Annotated in this window: 12 protein-coding genes and 1 pseudogene; 3 read left to right on the top strand and 10 right to left on the bottom strand. The window is 58.5% G+C overall.

What is annotated here, in order from left to right; translation table 11 throughout:
- Positions 1 to 58: 58 nt before the first annotated feature.
- From nifD to N0Q91_RS00150, 3 genes are all read right to left on the bottom strand, one after another.
- Positions 59 to 1,558: a nitrogenase molybdenum-iron protein alpha chain gene (gene nifD, locus N0Q91_RS00140; RefSeq protein ID WP_275596223.1), complete on the bottom strand. Its 1,500-nt coding sequence runs from the start codon at positions 1,556 to 1,558 to the stop codon at positions 59 to 61.
- Positions 1,559 to 1,667: 109 nt separating this feature from the next.
- Complete coding sequence (nifH, locus tag N0Q91_RS00145) at positions 1,668 to 2,561, bottom strand: nitrogenase iron protein (RefSeq protein WP_275596224.1); 894 nt, start codon at positions 2,559 to 2,561, stop codon at positions 1,668 to 1,670.
- Between the two features lie 944 nt (positions 2,562 to 3,505).
- Entirely contained in the window at positions 3,506 to 5,020 is a 1,515-nt protein-coding gene (locus N0Q91_RS00150) for an ATP-binding protein (protein WP_275596225.1), read from the bottom strand.
- A gap of 72 nt (positions 5,021 to 5,092) precedes the next feature.
- On the opposite strand from N0Q91_RS00150, the gene N0Q91_RS00155 reads away from it, so the two are divergent.
- The gene (locus tag N0Q91_RS00155; protein WP_275596226.1) at positions 5,093 to 5,239 is read left to right on the top strand and encodes a hypothetical protein; all 147 of its coding nucleotides are present in this window, start codon (positions 5,093 to 5,095) and stop codon (positions 5,237 to 5,239) included.
- Positions 5,240 to 5,259: 20 nt separating this feature from the next.
- Here the strand turns inward: N0Q91_RS00155 and N0Q91_RS00160 are convergent, their stop codons facing one another.
- The 6 genes and pseudogenes from N0Q91_RS00160 to N0Q91_RS00185 all read right to left on the bottom strand — a co-directional run.
- Complete coding sequence (locus N0Q91_RS00160) at positions 5,260 to 5,448, bottom strand: hypothetical protein (RefSeq protein ID WP_275596227.1); 189 nt, start codon at positions 5,446 to 5,448, stop codon at positions 5,260 to 5,262.
- Positions 5,427 to 6,281 carry an SIR2 family protein gene (locus tag N0Q91_RS00165; RefSeq protein ID WP_275596228.1) on the bottom strand — a complete coding sequence of 285 codons (855 nt, stop codon included), beginning with the start codon at positions 6,279 to 6,281 and terminating at the stop codon, positions 5,427 to 5,429. The genes N0Q91_RS00160 and N0Q91_RS00165 overlap by 22 nt, the downstream gene beginning before the upstream one ends.
- A 99-nt stretch (positions 6,282 to 6,380) precedes the next feature.
- Positions 6,381 to 6,884 carry a hypothetical protein gene (locus N0Q91_RS00170; RefSeq protein ID WP_275596229.1) on the bottom strand — a complete coding sequence of 168 codons (504 nt, stop codon included), beginning with the start codon at positions 6,882 to 6,884 and terminating at the stop codon, positions 6,381 to 6,383.
- Complete coding sequence (locus tag N0Q91_RS00175; RefSeq protein ID WP_275596230.1) at positions 6,881 to 7,615, bottom strand: hypothetical protein; 735 nt, start codon at positions 7,613 to 7,615, stop codon at positions 6,881 to 6,883. Before N0Q91_RS00175 ends, N0Q91_RS00170 begins: the two co-directional genes overlap by 4 nt.
- A 5-nt stretch (positions 7,616 to 7,620) precedes the next feature.
- On the bottom strand, positions 7,621 to 8,079 hold the full coding sequence (locus N0Q91_RS00180) for a hypothetical protein (protein WP_275596231.1): 459 nt from the start codon (positions 8,077 to 8,079) through the stop codon (positions 7,621 to 7,623).
- A 455-nt stretch (positions 8,080 to 8,534) separates the two neighbouring features.
- Positions 8,535 to 8,869: pseudogene (locus N0Q91_RS00185) on the bottom strand (NYN domain-containing protein); the annotation flags it as partial.
- Between the two features lie 1,868 nt (positions 8,870 to 10,737).
- Between N0Q91_RS00185 and N0Q91_RS00190 the strand changes: the two are divergent.
- Together N0Q91_RS00190 and N0Q91_RS00195 are read left to right on the top strand one after the other, a co-directional pair.
- Entirely contained in the window at positions 10,738 to 12,486 is a 1,749-nt protein-coding gene (locus tag N0Q91_RS00190) for a ThiF family adenylyltransferase (protein ID WP_275596379.1), read from the top strand.
- Positions 12,474 to 12,968, top strand: a complete 495-nt coding sequence (locus N0Q91_RS00195; protein ID WP_275596232.1) for a Mov34/MPN/PAD-1 family protein — start codon at positions 12,474 to 12,476, stop codon at positions 12,966 to 12,968. Before N0Q91_RS00190 ends, N0Q91_RS00195 begins: the two co-directional genes overlap by 13 nt.
- Positions 12,969 to 13,345: 377 nt before the next feature.
- On the opposite strand, the gene N0Q91_RS00200 is transcribed toward N0Q91_RS00195, so the two are convergent.
- Positions 13,346 to 14,761 carry a cytochrome B6 gene (locus N0Q91_RS00200; protein WP_275596380.1) on the bottom strand — a complete coding sequence of 472 codons (1,416 nt, stop codon included), beginning with the start codon at positions 14,759 to 14,761 and terminating at the stop codon, positions 13,346 to 13,348.
- Between the last annotated feature and the right edge of the window lie 367 nt (positions 14,762 to 15,128).

Below are 15,128 nucleotides of genomic sequence, written 5' to 3' on the forward strand. Positions count from 1 at the left end.
CTCCCGCGGATGGGCGTCGCGGGCGTTTGTGGCCCCCTGCTCCTGGAGGCCCGGTTTTTCATTCGGCAGCGACAGCCATTGGCGGCCCGGCCTTCTTCCACGGGGCGTCGTAGAGGTCCCAGACGGGGCTGTTGACGGCCAGATCCATGTCACGGGCGAAAATGGCGAAGCCGTCGTAGCCGTGATAGGGCCCGGAATAATCCCAGGAATGCATCTGACGGAACGGAATGCCCATCTTCTGCACCGGATACTTCTCCTTGATGCCGGAGCCAACGAGATCGGGGCGGATCCCCTCGATGAACTTTTCCAGCTCGTAACCGGTCACGTCGTCATAGATCAACGTGCCTTTCTTCACGTAATGGCCTGTGCGCTGATAGTCATCGTTGTGAGCGAACTCGTATCCGGTGCCGACGATCACCATGCCGAGGTCCTCATAGGCCGTGACGACGTGGCGAGGGCGGAGCCCGCCGACATAAAGCATCACCGTCTTGCCTTCGAGGCGCGGCCAGTACTTGTCGATGACCGCATCGACCAGGGGCCGGTACTTGGCGATGACCGCCTCTGTCTTGTCCTCGATCGTCGGTCCGAAATGCTTGGCGATCTTGCGCAGAGACGCTTCAATCTGGGAGGGCCCGAAGAAATTGTACTCCATCCACGGGATGCCGTACTTTTCTTCCATGTGCCGGCAGATGTAGTTCATCGACCGGTAGCAGTGGATGAGGTTGAGCTTGGCCTTCGGCGCCCGCTCGACCTCGGCGAGGGTCGCGTCCCCCGACCAGTTGCCGACCACGCGCAATCCAACCTCCTCCAAGAGGATGCGCGTAGCCCACGCGTCGCCGCCGATATTGTAGTCGCCGATGATGTTGACGTCATAACGGTCGGCCTCGAACTCAACTTCGGTTTTGTCCAAGACCCAGTCGCGAATCGAGTCGTTGGCTATGTGGTGGCCAAGCGATTGGGACACGCCGCGGAAGCCCTCGCAGCGCACCGGTACGATCGTCTTTTCGTGCTCCTGCGCCTTTTTTCGCGACACCGCTTCAATGTCGTCACCGATCAGGCCGATCGGGCATTCCGATTGAATGCTGATGCCATTGTTCAACGGGAACAGCTCTTCGATCTCGTCGATGATCTTTTCCAGTTTCTTGTCGCCCCCGAAAACGATGTCCTTCTCCTGGAAGTCGGAGGTAAACTGCAACGTCACAAACGTGTCGATGCCCGTCGTGCCTACATAGTAATTGCGGCGCTGCGACCAGGAATATTGGCCGCAACCGACCGGCCCATGTGAGATATGGACCATATCCTTGACCGGACCCCACACCACACCTTTGGAGCCGGCATAGGCGCAGCCGCGGATCGTCATCACGCCGGGAACGGACTTGATGTTCGACTTTACGTCGCATTCGGAAAGGATCTCTCCCTCCTTGCCGGCCTCGTCTCCGCTCTTCGCGACGCTCAGGTGCTTCTTGCGGCGCTTCGCCGCCTTGTCTGGATACCGCGACAGCACTTGCTCGATAAGCTTCTCATGGAGAGCGCCGTCATTCTCATGGTCGAGGCTCATGGGCCCTGTTCCCTTTCAGCTTCGGTGACGCCTCGTCGGACGAGGCGATGTTCTTTAGGAAGAGCGCGCCGGGGTGGATGCCGGCGCGCCCCTGCCGGCGGCGGGGAGGTTATTGGGCAACCGCCAGCGTGCCTTCCTTGGCCTGAAGCTCGGCAAGCATCTGCTCGTCGGTCTTCATGATGCCGAAGTCGAGCAGCATGTCCTCGAGCTCCTCCATGGTAATCGGTGTCGGGACCGTGCCCTGGCCGGAATTCGCATGGATCTTCTCGGCCAGCGAGCGATATTCCCCGGCCTGCTTGGAATCCGGAGCATACTGGATCACCGTCATCTTCCGGAGTTCGGCGTGCTGGACGATGTTGTCGCGCGGCACGAAGTGAATGAGCTTGGAGTTGAGCTTGGCAGCCAGCGCCTCGGAGAGGTCGAGCTCCCGGTCGGTTTGACGCTCGTTGCAGATCAGTCCGCCGAGCCGCACGCCGCCAGAATGGGCATATTTCAGGATACCCTTGGCGATGTTGTTGGCAGCATATAGCGCCATCATTTCACCGGACATGACGATATAGATTTCTTGCGCCTTGTTCTCGCGGATCGGCATCGCGAAGCCGCCACACACCACGTCGCCAAGCACGTCGTAGGAGACGTAGTCGACGTCGTCGTAGGCGCCGTTCTCCTCAAGAAAGTTGATGGAGGTGATGACGCCGCGGCCCGCGCAACCGACACCCGGTTCCGGCCCACCGGACTCCACGCATTTGATGCCTTTGTAGCCGACCTTGAGCACGTCCTCGAGTTCGAGGTCTTCCACCGAACCTTCCTCTGCCGCGAGATGCAGAACAGTGTCCTGCGCTTTCGAGTTCAAGATAAGGCGGGTGGAGTCGGCTTTGGGGTCGCAGCCCACGATGAGAATCTTCTGCCCCAGATCGACGAGGGCCGCGAGCGTATTTTGGGAGGTGGTGGATTTGCCGATGCCCCCCTTGCCGTAGAATGCGATTTGACGCAAATCTGACATGTTGCCTTCCTTCTTTCGTTCCATCGATCGCGCAATGGCGGGTCGGCAGCTGGCGCCGCCTCGCAATGAAGGGTTCAAAACTCGTGCCAATTTGGCTGATCGAGCCCAAGGAAGCGCTTTTTGTTTTGTTTCAGCTATTTAGGCCGGACAAAACGGACCAGTTCGCGCAACAAGCCTGTGTCGCGGTTTCGACAAAGCCGACAGAGCTGTCAGCGCAATGCTTGAGACCGCCGGATGTTCAACTTGCCGGACGGCGACAGCGTTGCGGCGCATCAGGACATTTCGGTTACGCTTTTTGGACTTGCGGGCCCAAGTGACGACACCGGACGTAATAGGCGGAATGGGTTGCGTTGGATTGGCATGTGCCAAAAGTGCGAGACTTGCGGCCCGTCAGTGCAGCGTTTGTTCAAAGCCATTGCTGGTTGCTTCAAGTTCAACACGGGGTTTGATCGCCCCTCGACATCTTCTCAAAGTGGTCGGTACAGTAGCCGGGCGGCTGCTTTTGCAGGTCTACACCACGGCCGGTACGCTATTCCAGACCGCATTCCAGCACGTCGCTTTGGGCCACGAATTCGCAAGTATTATACGGCCACCGTCGACGGGCGTGACCTGGTGCAGCGCCCCATTCAAATCGACAATTGAATGAGGGATGTAGTAATTGGGTCCTACGAGCTATCCGCGAACGACCTGACCGCCGCGCGCTCTGAGCGCTGTTTTAGTACCCCGCGGCTACTACAACGAAGATAACCGCTTTTGTGAGTTCACGGCCTACACCTAAGCTTTTTTGGAGCCTCGTTAAAACTGCAGCGGAACGGTGAAGGTCGTTCTGCTTCGTCTCTTGGATCGGCGGCCCGGATTTCCACAATTCGAGCGCCTCAACCGCGCTAAATGCCCGCGTCGTCGACGGCGCGAACGTAGTCTCTTGTTTCGACCCTTCGCCGCAGCTATGACATGCTCTGGCGGCGCCAGGCCCTGACGGCGTTGGCCGTGTCGGATTTCGGCTCGGTCTCGCACCATCGATCCCAAAACGCCACCGTGTGGCTGTCGGGCTTCTTGGACGGCTCTGAAATCCGGATGCGGGTCGGCAGTAGGCTGGCGTCGCCGACCACGAGCGCCTCACCCACGTCGAGGACCGGCAGCAGTTCCCCAAAGCTTCCGAGCGAATCGGGGAGCAATCGCTTGATCACGCTCTGATCGTCCCCGTTCGTAAGACGCATGGCGATTACGTTGTTGCATTGGCTGAGCACCGTCCGGTTGACCTCCGAGGGCCTCTGACTGATAACCATCAGTCCGATCCCGTACTTTCGCCCCTCCTTGGCAATACGTTCGAAGATCTCCACCGCGACCGCGCCTCCGCTGTCCGCCTGCGTCCGTTCGGGAATGTAGAGATGCGCTTCGTCGCACAGTATGGCGATCGGGTGGCGCATCAAGGATTCAGTCCACAGGCTCGTCGTGAAGATGATCTGCGCCAGCAGACTCACCATGAGCGGCAGCACGTCGGAAGGGACTTCGGAGAAGTCGATGATCTTGACGCCGCCTTTGGCATGCTGAGCACCCCGGCCGGCCACCAGACGGTGCACCATCTTCGCCAGCCAGTCCATCTGCATGCATTCACTCGGAGGCTGAAACAAGAAAGCCAGCCGACGGTCGCTGCGCTTGGCTTCGAGGCGGGCGATCAGACGGCTGAGCTTGCCATGGAAGTCACCCTGCTTCTCCCGGCCGGAGCTTCCGGTGACCATCTCGCCGTCGAGCTCCTCTAGGGTCTTGAGCACGGAGTCCAGGTTGAACGGGACCGGACTGTCGATCGTGAAGTTGTCGAGAAGCTCCCTGTGCTCGTCATGGTTGAGCATTGCCTTCTTTGCCTCGGTGATCGTGCGCGTAATCACCATGGATTGGTTGGGCGCATTTTGGTCGCTGCGATCGACGAACATCGAGACCAAGGCCTCGTATCCAAGCAGCCAGTACGGAAGGTGCAGCACGCCGTCGTCGAGAGCCCGCTCCTTTTCGAGGTCACCCGGCCCGGCAATCCGGAAGTGCTGGAATGCCTCGCCTTCGAGTGGCGCGTACTCGCCATGGATGTCGAAGAGCACTGCGTTTGCCTGCGGCAGCGCAGCGATCTGATCCAGCAGCCGCGCCGTCGTCCAGGACTTCCCCGAGCCGGTGCTGCCAACAACGACCGCGTGCCTTTGGAACAGCTTGTTGCCGTTCAGGTATGCGACGGCCTCGTCGTCCAGCGTGAACGTTCCCAACGACAGCTTAGGCCCGTCCATTTCGACGTTCGACACGACCTGCATGAATCTCGTGAGACGGTCCCCTTCGAGCGAGAAGCAGTTCGCCTCGATCTCCGGAACGGTCTCCAGGGTGCGTCGAAAGACGTTCGACGCGAGGCCAACCTTGTCGATCAGCGTCCCGATAAGGGTGATCCTCACCAGGTTGTTTTCGTCCGGCTCGCTTTCCACGCCCGGTTCGATCTCGGTGTCGGCCGCTCGCTGGTCGGGCTTTCGCGTAATCTTCACGACGATTCCGATGAGATGTTGCCCCGCCCGGCTGCTTTGCAGCACAACGAGGCGGTTCACCTGCAGGCGCTTGAGCCGGTCAAGATCTTCGACACGGACGATGACGGCGCTCGTGTCAACCGAAACGACGGACCCGAGTGCTTCGGCATCGTCGAACTTTAAGATTCCCAATTTCAGTCCCCCTAGAAAATCAGCTTGTTGAATCCGTTCATCGACCAGAGGACGGGTGACGCCACGGCCACTCCCTCCGGGAATTCCGCTGTAAAGACTCGGCTGCCCTCGTCGGCCTGTTCGATGCCGAGATAATTGCTGCCGGCCTTCGACCGCAGGAAGCTTTTCGCCTCGTCGGTCAGCTCCTGCGCCAGCACCACGATCGGAACATTCTTTCCCGGCATCGCTCGATGATCTTCGGATGAATGTGCTTGTCGCGGAAGCCGAACCCAATGCAGAGGAAAGCCGCGGCGCGCTTGAGAGCGGTGTCGGCGCCGTTGATCGTCGTCCGGAACGGATCTTCCGAAGTCTTCTCGTACTTGTTGAGTCCCGGGGTCACGATCAGTGGAGTGACCCCGCTATCCGGGAGGGTGAATACCGGGAGCCCAATGACGCGCTCGTCGGCCGTCTGGAACCAGTCCAGGGAGCCGTGCACCTTCCAGATCTTTACGATACGCGCCTCCTTGTGGCCGCTTCGAAAGGTGATCTTGTTCCCCGCGTCCCACTTCTGGAGATAGCCGGGCGCGAATCCCGTCTGAAACAGCAGGCCCGCGGAGTTGCAGGCGTACTCGACTACCCGGTCGTAGTTCGTCGTGACGACGTCGACGGAGTTGGCGCTGCTATGAAACAGCTTCGCCAGCAGCTCGCCCAAGGGATATGCGAATGGATCCGCATAGAGTCTCCGGTAGAGCTCGGCGTCCTTCTCGTTGACGCAGTTCCAGGTCGATCCGACGATCTTGTGAAGCAGGCTGGCTGGCAGATTCAGACCTTCCAACGCCGCTTCGAGGTGCTCTCCGCGGTCCAGTGCCTGGGAGACCGCCGACCACTTCTCCTCCTCTGTGGAGCCCTTGGGATGCACCGACGAGTTCAGGTACTGGCTCAGGGCCTTCATGCCGGGCAGGCCATGCGGCATCGACGCGCCGCTGCCCAGCACGACCGTCGGGATGCTGGCAAAACACCGTTGCGCCACTTTTGCGATAGTCTCTATGTCCATGGGTGTTCCGCTTGACCACCTCGTCCAGAATTCGACGGTTGGAATATCCGGGCTGAAGCGAGGTTGGGCGCCATTAACGGCAAAGTCAGAGTTGGGTACCTAGTACTTGTAGTTGAGCTTCAGCTCAACTTGATCGACGTAATCCAGGGTCTCCTTGCGCGTACCATTCTCATACCCGATTGATATCGAGGTAGATCCGGTGGGGTCGAGATTGTAGGCGATTTCGGCGAGGTAGTCCGATATGTGATCACCGGACAGCGCGTCCCAATAGTGTTTCATGGTCCCTGTTATGACAACTCTGTCGGCCAGGACCTCGTTTGACGATTCTGAGAACGGGAAAAGATTGATTTTCGCGGTGAAGCCAAGCCAAGCGTAGTCATCGTCGCCGAGCTCGGTCCTGCCGGTATCCTGTACGTTTAGATAGTCAGCTTCGGCTGAGAACTGCCAATACCAGTCGAGCGGATCTCGATCGGAAACATAATTTCCGCCCAGCCTTCCCTCCAACCAATATGGCGACCAAATTGCGTTCACGCCGAACGCATTAGCTTTGCCGCGGAAGTCAGTTTGGTAGTACGGTGAAAGTGAAAAATAACTGAGATTCAATGGCGCGATGTCCGCCAGCTCCGATTGGAACTCGACTCCAAGCCGGAGATCGCTCGACTCTTTGTCGCCGGTCGACCGTGTTCCATTCGCTGAAAGCCACGGAACAACAGCGACAGCAGAGAAATACGGTGTACCGGGTTCTGCTCCCTCCGGGGAGAAAGGCATGGGTCCCGCCAAAGCGCAACACCAATAGCGCCATCAATCGACAGTGTGTTTTCGCCGGCTTTCTGGTCACTTGTATAGCTGATGGACGCACCTTGGGCTTTCGCGACAGGAACAAAATCAAACATCCAATTGTCGAGGCGGTCACGCCGAATGAACCACTGCTGCCTATCCTCGCAGGCACTGATCCGCTTTGGTTTCTCCTCCGTCAACAGTGCCTCGACTGGTATTCCCGCCAAGCGCTGTTCTTTACGGGTGCTCGCTCGAAAAATGCCTTCGGCACTAGTGGGAGTTCCGACGCTCCTCGCTTCCTCGGCAAGTTTGACAACTTCGCCGTATTTTTTCGTCGCCCAGGCGTCGAACTCCGTCTTCGAGACGACGAGGTCGTTGTCTGTGTCGATCTGCTTCAAGAGGGGTTTGTCGTTATGTTCATCGATGACGAACGCCTTTTCAGGCGGAATGTTTTTTGGATCAACATGGTACCTCGTGACCAGCTCATCCATGGTCGCGGCGGCCACGGGTTGGACCGCCGCGACCAAGGCGATAGAAAAATAGCGAGGAAACGTCATGTGGATCATCCTACCGAAACCTGCCAGCCATTTTTCCGGTACCAGCCGACGATAACACCGCCGAGCTGCCCCATATTTTCGACATCAGCAAAATCGCCTGGCAAAAGATGCAGTCCGTCAGGTTGGAATTCAGCGCTGTTGTTCAGGACTTGGGTAAAGGCACGGAGAGCTTTTGATCCTGAATCTTCGTCCGACCTGATGTACTCGCTCGGTGACGCGTCCGGGTTGATGTAGTTGGTCCGCAGGACCTTGCAGAGCCTGCGGTATATTGTTCTCCCCGTGATCACCTTCTCGAAGAATAGATTCAAAGTCTTCGCGTGCGTCTTGATGAAGGCTAACTCAAATATCGTGTCGCCAGGCGATTTCGGCCTGAAGTCCTTTGGTAAGCGTCGTCTCCGCAATTTTTGCGATTTCGGCTTAGCCTTACGCTTCGAGGCTGCTGCCGCCTGCTGTCTTTTTGACATTCTTCCCCCTTGCCCAATAGAATCTCGGCCCAAGACGATCTCTGGATTCGGCCTGGGTCGCGCCACCCTGTCCGCTTAACCGCCAAACCAGTAAAATGGTTTAGTCGAGCCACGTTACGTTCATAGGGACAACGATAAACTGCGTTTAACTCGGGAAAGAGCCGGAACGCTGCGATTTGCACGCATTGATGCAGGATTCGATTACGTGTGAGGTGAGGCCCCCTGCAGCACAGGTTAGTACGGATCGAGCACTTGGTTTGTGTCCCGGCACATCGTCTTAGCGCAAGGGGGTACCAGCTGCTGAACTAACGCACGAGGTCTTCGTCATGGGTTGTTGGAAATATGGAAGATTGGTGCCTCCATGGGGATGTGTATCCTGCCGCAGGGTAACTGGCCTGCGCAATAGTCGGTATTTAGACACTGGAATTGGAAGATCCGCCGCCCCTTCGGTTTGGGCGAAGGCGGGTGAGGAGTCTCGCGAAATCATCGTCGCTCGAGACAACGCGACAGCCGGAGAAGCGGCCTGTATAGAGCAGGTCCATGGCGTCGATGATCATCGCGCCGTCGGTCGCGTTCTTGCCCGAGGTATAGGAGAACTGCTGAACCTGCTGGAGCGAGTGCTCCAGCAGGCATTCCTTCCAGCCGTCGAGATTGGGTTTGGACCAATCGCCACACGCTTGACGCGAGCCCTACCGTAGTTGGGGATTTCAGCGCGGACGCCGGCAATAATCTTCGGTGAGGCGTTGTCGTCGATCAAGAGCGCGAGCGTCGAAGTGGTGTCGTTTGCCAGAGTAGGTTTCTCACGCGATCGCGAAGCTGCAACGTCGAGTATGAAGGTCAGCGTCATCTATTCGGAGCGACGACCTCGAGCCTCGTCGCTCCCGACCTCGTCGAGATCGTAGAGCCTGATGCCGGGGCAGACCTTCCGCGCAAGGGCCTGTAAGGTGCCGGTGATGAGTCAGGTAGATGCCAGTCCGTGACACGTGCCATATCCGCAAACAGCCTGAAGGATTCCTCCGCCCGGAAGTCGTCGAACGTGTCCTGATGTCGTCGGCGATGAAGCGCACCGACGACACTCTGTTTTCGACGAATTCATGATATCCAGCCACACGGAGGCCCCAGATACAATTGGAAGCGAGCGACCTTGGACAGTTCGTCTGCAGCTTTCGAACCACCTGGCGCCGTCACCCCGATCAGGACGTCTCTATCCTCGCCAGACTGGGCGGCGACGCCTTGATAGGCTCCGCGGCTAACCGTTCTGAAGGCCGTTGACGCCCGAGCCATCATGCCGCTGCGATGACGAACCCTGACCGCGCTCGGCGGCCGCGGCGCCTGCGCGGCAGCTCAATGTATCGTCGGGCGCTGTCTTCTATCTCCAAAAGCGTCGTTCGCCGCTGCTCCTCGATCTCCGCCACCTTCGCGTCGCCACGAATGGCGCCCAGCGCGTCCTGCGCCCTGAAACGGTCTCTGAACACTTCGCTGCATCTGAAGTCCTGGTCCCTAGGATGGGCGTGAGCCTGTCAAGCTCGTCTTCGAGTTACGTCTTCTCGCTGCGCCGAGCAACTGCTCGATACCCGCGATGTCGCTCGCGCCGCTGCTTTCGACCAGCTCCTGCTCCAGGTCAAAGATGCGCGTTCCCGACGCCTGCCTGCAAGGTCGGGTGTCCGATCCCACTGTTGCGCGTGCAGCAGAAGCTGGTTGAGCTTTCCCAGCTCCGCAAAATGCAGCAGGCGTTGAGTGAGCACACGATCGTCGGCCCGCATCGTCTCGAGGAGGTCGACCGAAGCGGCGCCCATTCTATGACAATGTTCCATCCACGCCCTGTCACGGGATGTGCGACTTGCCTCCCCGGTAGCCTCGTCGATCCCGGCGGCCTGACTACGCAGCGCCTCTGTCTTGGCGTCCAACCGCCGTGCCTCGGGCTCAAGCCGCTCGAGATCCGCGCACGCGGACCTCAAGTCCTCTTCGTAGCTCTTGAACAACGTCTTCCAGTTTCACGCGTCGCGGCCGAAGGGCACGCCATCATGCCGAGTTCGTCAACGGCGCCGTGCCAAGGTTGAAGACGCATCATCGCCTCCGACAGCGCGCCGGACGCGGTGTCATGTCGCCGTGAAAGCGACCGGAACAGGAGCTCCTCCTCCGACCGGGCTGCGCCAAGTCGCGGAAAGCGGTTCGAACGCCTTGGTCCATTCCGGCGACTGGATCGCCTCACCTTTTCGGAACCGACGCACCTACTTGCAGCAAGCCTGCGGATCAGCTGAAGAATTGCCGATATCCTGCGGCTTCGACCCTATGAACGCTGAATCTGACTTGGGCGCAGTCGTATAGTCGCTCCATAGTGAGGCTGGCCGTCAAGGTCCCCGACTGTTAGCAATTCAATTGAGGACTAGCCGTGACCGTCAATATCAGACATCAGCGAAAAGGGCCGCAACACAGTCCCGTACTTCACTCAGCTCAAGGTCCTAGTCGCCAGCATCACGCAAAACTTATCACTAGCCGCAGCAAGAAGGAGCATTAAATGGCAGGCAAGCCTGACAATCCGGGACACAAGCCCGGTGATCCCGAACATCCCGGTCATCCCGGTCACCCGCCTAGCCCACCGCATCACCCTGGTCCAAGCGTTCCGCCGAAAGTACCTCCGAAGCACGTTGGTTGAACATGAAGCCATACACCGACTTTCAGCCACCGGCTGCTTTTGCCGGCACACTGGCAGGGCGCAGGAGACTAGCGGAACTTGACAAGCTTCATTCTGTTGCTGGAAAGAGCCTCCTCATAGATGAAGAGGCGGCGGCTGCCGGTATCCTTGAAATCGAGTTTTCATGGCCATTGTACGACGGAAGAACAATTGGGCTGAAGGCAATTTATCCAGATACCTTTCCGCGCCTGCGCCCACATGTTTTTCTGACGTGCGACCCATCCGAATACCCGGAGCGGCACTGTGGACCCGAAGGAGCCCTTTGTCTGCTGGGGCGCGATACCCGCTATTGGCAGGCCAACATGTCATTGGCGGATATCCTCGACGAAAACCTCGCGCATGTCCTGAACGGCACAGGGGCGGAGGATCCACAAGGAGAGCCGATCGAGTACTGGTGGAACAGCCTCGGTCAAACGAGCGGGAGTTTCATCCTTGTTGACTCCGGCTGGAAACTCTCGGGCTATGACAAAGGGACCGTCGATGTCCTCGTAACCATAAGCAGGAAAAAAAACGGCCGAACCATCAGGGCTGCTATCTCAGCCGTCCACGCCGGTGACGGTAGTCTTTTGGCGAAGCGCGTTGCGCCTCTTCCTGCCGCCATTTCTTCGACTGCCATTCGCGCTAGCTTCCCTTGGCGGCGCGACGACCAACTTTCCCTACCAACAGGTTCTGCTGAAGTGGCCAAAGTCGCGTACGGGAAAACATATGTGACATGCGACGGAGCAGACATCCGGCTCTCATTCACGGTCAGCAAGACCGAACTTCAACACAACGAGCATGGAGATGCTTGGGTGTGCGCAATGGCGGTACAGGAGCGCATTTCAGGCCCGAGTCGAAGGGGACCGCGTCGTAGAGACACGGTCGCGTCCATCGTGCCTGTTCTACGGGACGGCGAGATAGACATCGGCTATCGAGTTCCATCGGTCGCGAGTCTGAGAGGCAAACGCATTGCGGTTGTCGGGCTCGGGGCCCTGGGATCACCCGCTGCCGTCGAACTAGCTAGAAACGGCTGCACCTCGCTCCATTTGATGGACGACGATGTCGTCGAGCCGGGCAACGCGATCCGTTGGGAACTTGGAGCCAGCAGCTGGGGAACGAAGAAGACGGACACCTTGAAGCGGTTCATCGAACGGGAATATCCATGGACCTCCGTTCTGGCCGTCCCGCACCGCATTGGATTACCAACCTGCGATCCGCACACTCCCGGAGACACAGATCGGCTGAACGAGTTGTTGGACAGCGTCGATCTCGTTGTGGACGCCAGTGCCGCACCGGGCGTGACCTACCTTCTTGGCGACATCTGCAGGGAGCGTGGTCTCCCGCTCATCTCCGTTTTCGCCTCACCCAACCTGCACGGCGGGGCGGTCGTTTTCCATCATCCGGAATCCGGTTGTCCTGTGTGCAGGGCGCACGCCAACGAGACCCCGGAAGGAAAGTCGGGGCACATCCCCTATCCGAACGGCATGAATGACGAATCAACTCTCGTTCAGCCACCTGGTTGCTCCGAACTCACCTTCACCGGAGCTTCGTTCGACCTGAAAGAACTGTCCTTGGAGACCGTCCGGATGGCAGTCGATGTGGTGTCCAGCCCGGATGAGTGGACGGTATCCGAAGTCCGCACTGTGAATCTGCATAACGGAAAACGTCGTGTGCCGCCCAATTGGCGGATCGATCCACTGGACCGACATCCGGACTGCGGATGCCGAAGCTGATCTGGATACCTGAGTCCGTCGTCGAAGCGATGCTGAAAGACGCGATCCTTTGGCACGACCTCGAAACAGGCGGGACCTTTATGGGATACTGGTCGGACACGAATGTCGCAGTGATCACGAAGATGATTGACGGCGGGTCGGAAGCGACCCGCACACGCAACAGCTTTTCCCCAGACCGCGAATGGGAGCAATCGGAGATCGACCGTCATTATCATGCGTCAGGCCGTATCGACACATACATAGGCGACTGGCACACGCATCCGAACGCCCAGAGCGGCGACCCAAGCTGGACCGACCGTCGCTGCCTCAAAACAATCATCCGCTCCCCAGAAGCGCGTGCGCCCAGACCAGTTATGATTCTCCTATGTGGCGGACCCGAGAACTGGCAGCCCCATGCCTGGGTCGGACAATTAAAACGTCGGGCGTTCTTTTTCGAAGGCGTGGAAACCACCGCGGCCGCGATCTCCACCTACAAGAGTTAGCTGGCCTTTGCAGGCCAATGGAGAAACCAATCCAAGTATCGGCCGCTGGACGCACAGGTCGAAGCTTTGAAGCGCCAACCGACATCGGACCAGCTCGCCGTTGCCGCAGTCTGGCCCTCGTCCCGCGTCGCCAAGCATAGTCCTCCTCGCTTGGGCACGCGACAAGCTCTCGGGATGGACAGCTTTGATGTGCTGGTACCGTGTCTGCGTCCCATACCGCTATAGCGGGTCTTGCTCTAAGGCCTATAGCGTTTGAGCCCTATGCAACCTTCCTCCATAGGTCGGATGCCTAGGCGACGGTAACTCAATCCTAGGTTGCTTGCACCGGGCCACCATAAATCTGGCTTTCTCCGCAGCCAGCATTCCTGCTGTTCGCGTTACAGGGCAAGCAAATAGGTAACCAATGCGTCCTTTTCTTGCTGCGTAAGCTTTGTCCCTAGAACCAAATTGAAGAACTCGACCGTGTCGGCGAGTGTCATCAGCCGACCATCGTGCAAGTAAGGTGGAGAGTCCTTGATGCCACGCAGTGTGAAGGTCTTGATCGGACCATCTGGTGACATCACGAGATCGTTGGCCCTCTGGCCGATCTTATAGAAGCGCTCGAGCTTCAGGTCGTGCATGTTGTTGTCCATAAAGGCCGTCTGCGGGACGTGGCAGAGGGCGCAGCGGCCCTCGCCCATAAACACCCGTTCGCCTTCCAGCTCCTGCTCGCTCGCCTGGCTCGGATCGAGCCGTCCCGACGCGTCGAGCTTGGGCGCGGGCGGGAAGTCTATCATATTCTGCATCTGCGCCATCATCGAGACCTGGCTCGAGCGATTGAGCAGGTTCACGCCCTTTCTCGCGGCGCTCACATGGTCGCCGTTGAAGTAGGCTGTGCGCTGCTCGAACTCAGTAAAGTCTTCGATCGACCGCAGCGACCGCTTCGAGCCGTGAATCTGCTGATTGAACAGGCCGCGCAGACTGGTAGTGTCGAGACGAAACCGCTGTGCTTGTGGCCGGACATCGGGGGTCAGGTGGAAGGCGGCATTCGTATGGAAGTTGGAATGGCAATCTAGGCAGGCGACGCCCAGGCTCTCCTCTGCAGCTTTACGGTCCTCGGTCTCGTTGAACTCTTCTTGCGGAAAGGGGGTTAGGAGAAGGCGAAGCCCCTCCATCTGCACCGGTGTGATGATCCCGCTCATAATCTCATTGAAGTTCCTGATCGTCAGAAGCTCGCCGCGCGACACGTCACCGAGTTCCGGATGCGAGGTCAGGAAGATCGGCGGCGGGAACTCCGGCGTCAGATGATCGGGGAGGTCGAAGTCCACATCGAAACGCCTGAGATCCCTGCCTTCTTGGCGGCCGATTTCATTGATCTGCACCGCGGGAAAAACCTGGCCGCCAGTTGCCTGCTTTACATGTGGCAGCGGCATAAAGCCGAACGGTAGTAGCCCCTGCTCTCTGATCTCGTCCGGGCTTTTCGCGTTCAAGACGTCCCAGGTTACCCCCTTCGGGAGTTTAACGCGAACGTCGGCCTGAACCGCTTTCCGGCGACCTGACATCATCACACCTTTCATGGGATGATCAGAAAGGTCGTATCGCTCCTCAAGCAGGCTCCTTTGTCGCTTCATGACGCGCGGCTTCGCACGTTCGTCGAGTTCCTTCACCTCGGAAAAGGGGAGGATGGGAAACGTCCTATAGATCAGATCAGCAGGCTGCGGATCAGACGCCGTCGCTAGAGCATGCGCCGAGACGGCGATTACGATAGTTACAGCGATCAGAATAAAAATTGCGATCTCACGCAGACCTGACATGTTGCTTTCGCCTTCTCCACTACGCAGGACGGCAGCTTCCTCCGCCGCTGATGAGTGACGTTCAAAATTTGTGCCAACGGAGCAGAAAAGCAGCGATCGTTTTGCGACGTACTCAGCCGCTGGAAGGAAGCGCGGCTGGACCTTGGCGAACATCAGCGTGTCAGATACCTGACAACTTTATCCAACGGCTGCAGTGCTTGCTTTCCAGCCAGTGGCGAAGCGGATTATATGGCACATAATCTGCCTGTGGAGATATTCATCCCGCGCGCCGCAACATACAGTCACCGCGGAAAAGCCGCGGCATTCGCCACTACCCACCACCTGATAAAGGTCTCACAGCCGCAAGCTTAGGTTTTTTAGGCAACCG

It is taken from the genome of Sinorhizobium prairiense, from assembly GCF_029201645.2.
Taxonomy (GTDB): Bacteria; Pseudomonadota; Alphaproteobacteria; order Rhizobiales; family Rhizobiaceae; genus Sinorhizobium; species Sinorhizobium meliloti_A.

Coding starts and splice junctions, on each gene's coding strand:
- N0Q91_RS00165 (WP_275596228.1), bottom strand. CDS start 6,281: ATGGACATAGAGACTATCGCAAAAGTGGCGCAACGGTGTTTTGCCAGC.
- N0Q91_RS00175 (WP_275596230.1), bottom strand. CDS start 7,615: ATGACGTTTCCTCGCTATTTTTCTATCGCCTTGGTCGCGGCGGTCCAA.
- N0Q91_RS00155 (WP_275596226.1), top strand. CDS start 5,093: ATGTTGCCCCGCCCGGCTGCTTTGCAGCACAACGAGGCGGTTCACCTG.
- N0Q91_RS00180 (WP_275596231.1), bottom strand. CDS start 8,079: ATGTCAAAAAGACAGCAGGCGGCAGCAGCCTCGAAGCGTAAGGCTAAG.
- N0Q91_RS00190 (WP_275596379.1), top strand. CDS start 10,738: ATGAAGCCATACACCGACTTTCAGCCACCGGCTGCTTTTGCCGGCACA.
- nifH (WP_275596224.1), bottom strand. CDS start 2,561: ATGTCAGATTTGCGTCAAATCGCATTCTACGGCAAGGGGGGCATCGGC.
- N0Q91_RS00195 (WP_275596232.1), top strand. CDS start 12,474: ATGCCGAAGCTGATCTGGATACCTGAGTCCGTCGTCGAAGCGATGCTG.
- nifD (WP_275596223.1), bottom strand. CDS start 1,558: ATGAGCCTCGACCATGAGAATGACGGCGCTCTCCATGAGAAGCTTATC.
- N0Q91_RS00200 (WP_275596380.1), bottom strand. CDS start 14,761: ATGTCAGGTCTGCGTGAGATCGCAATTTTTATTCTGATCGCTGTAACT.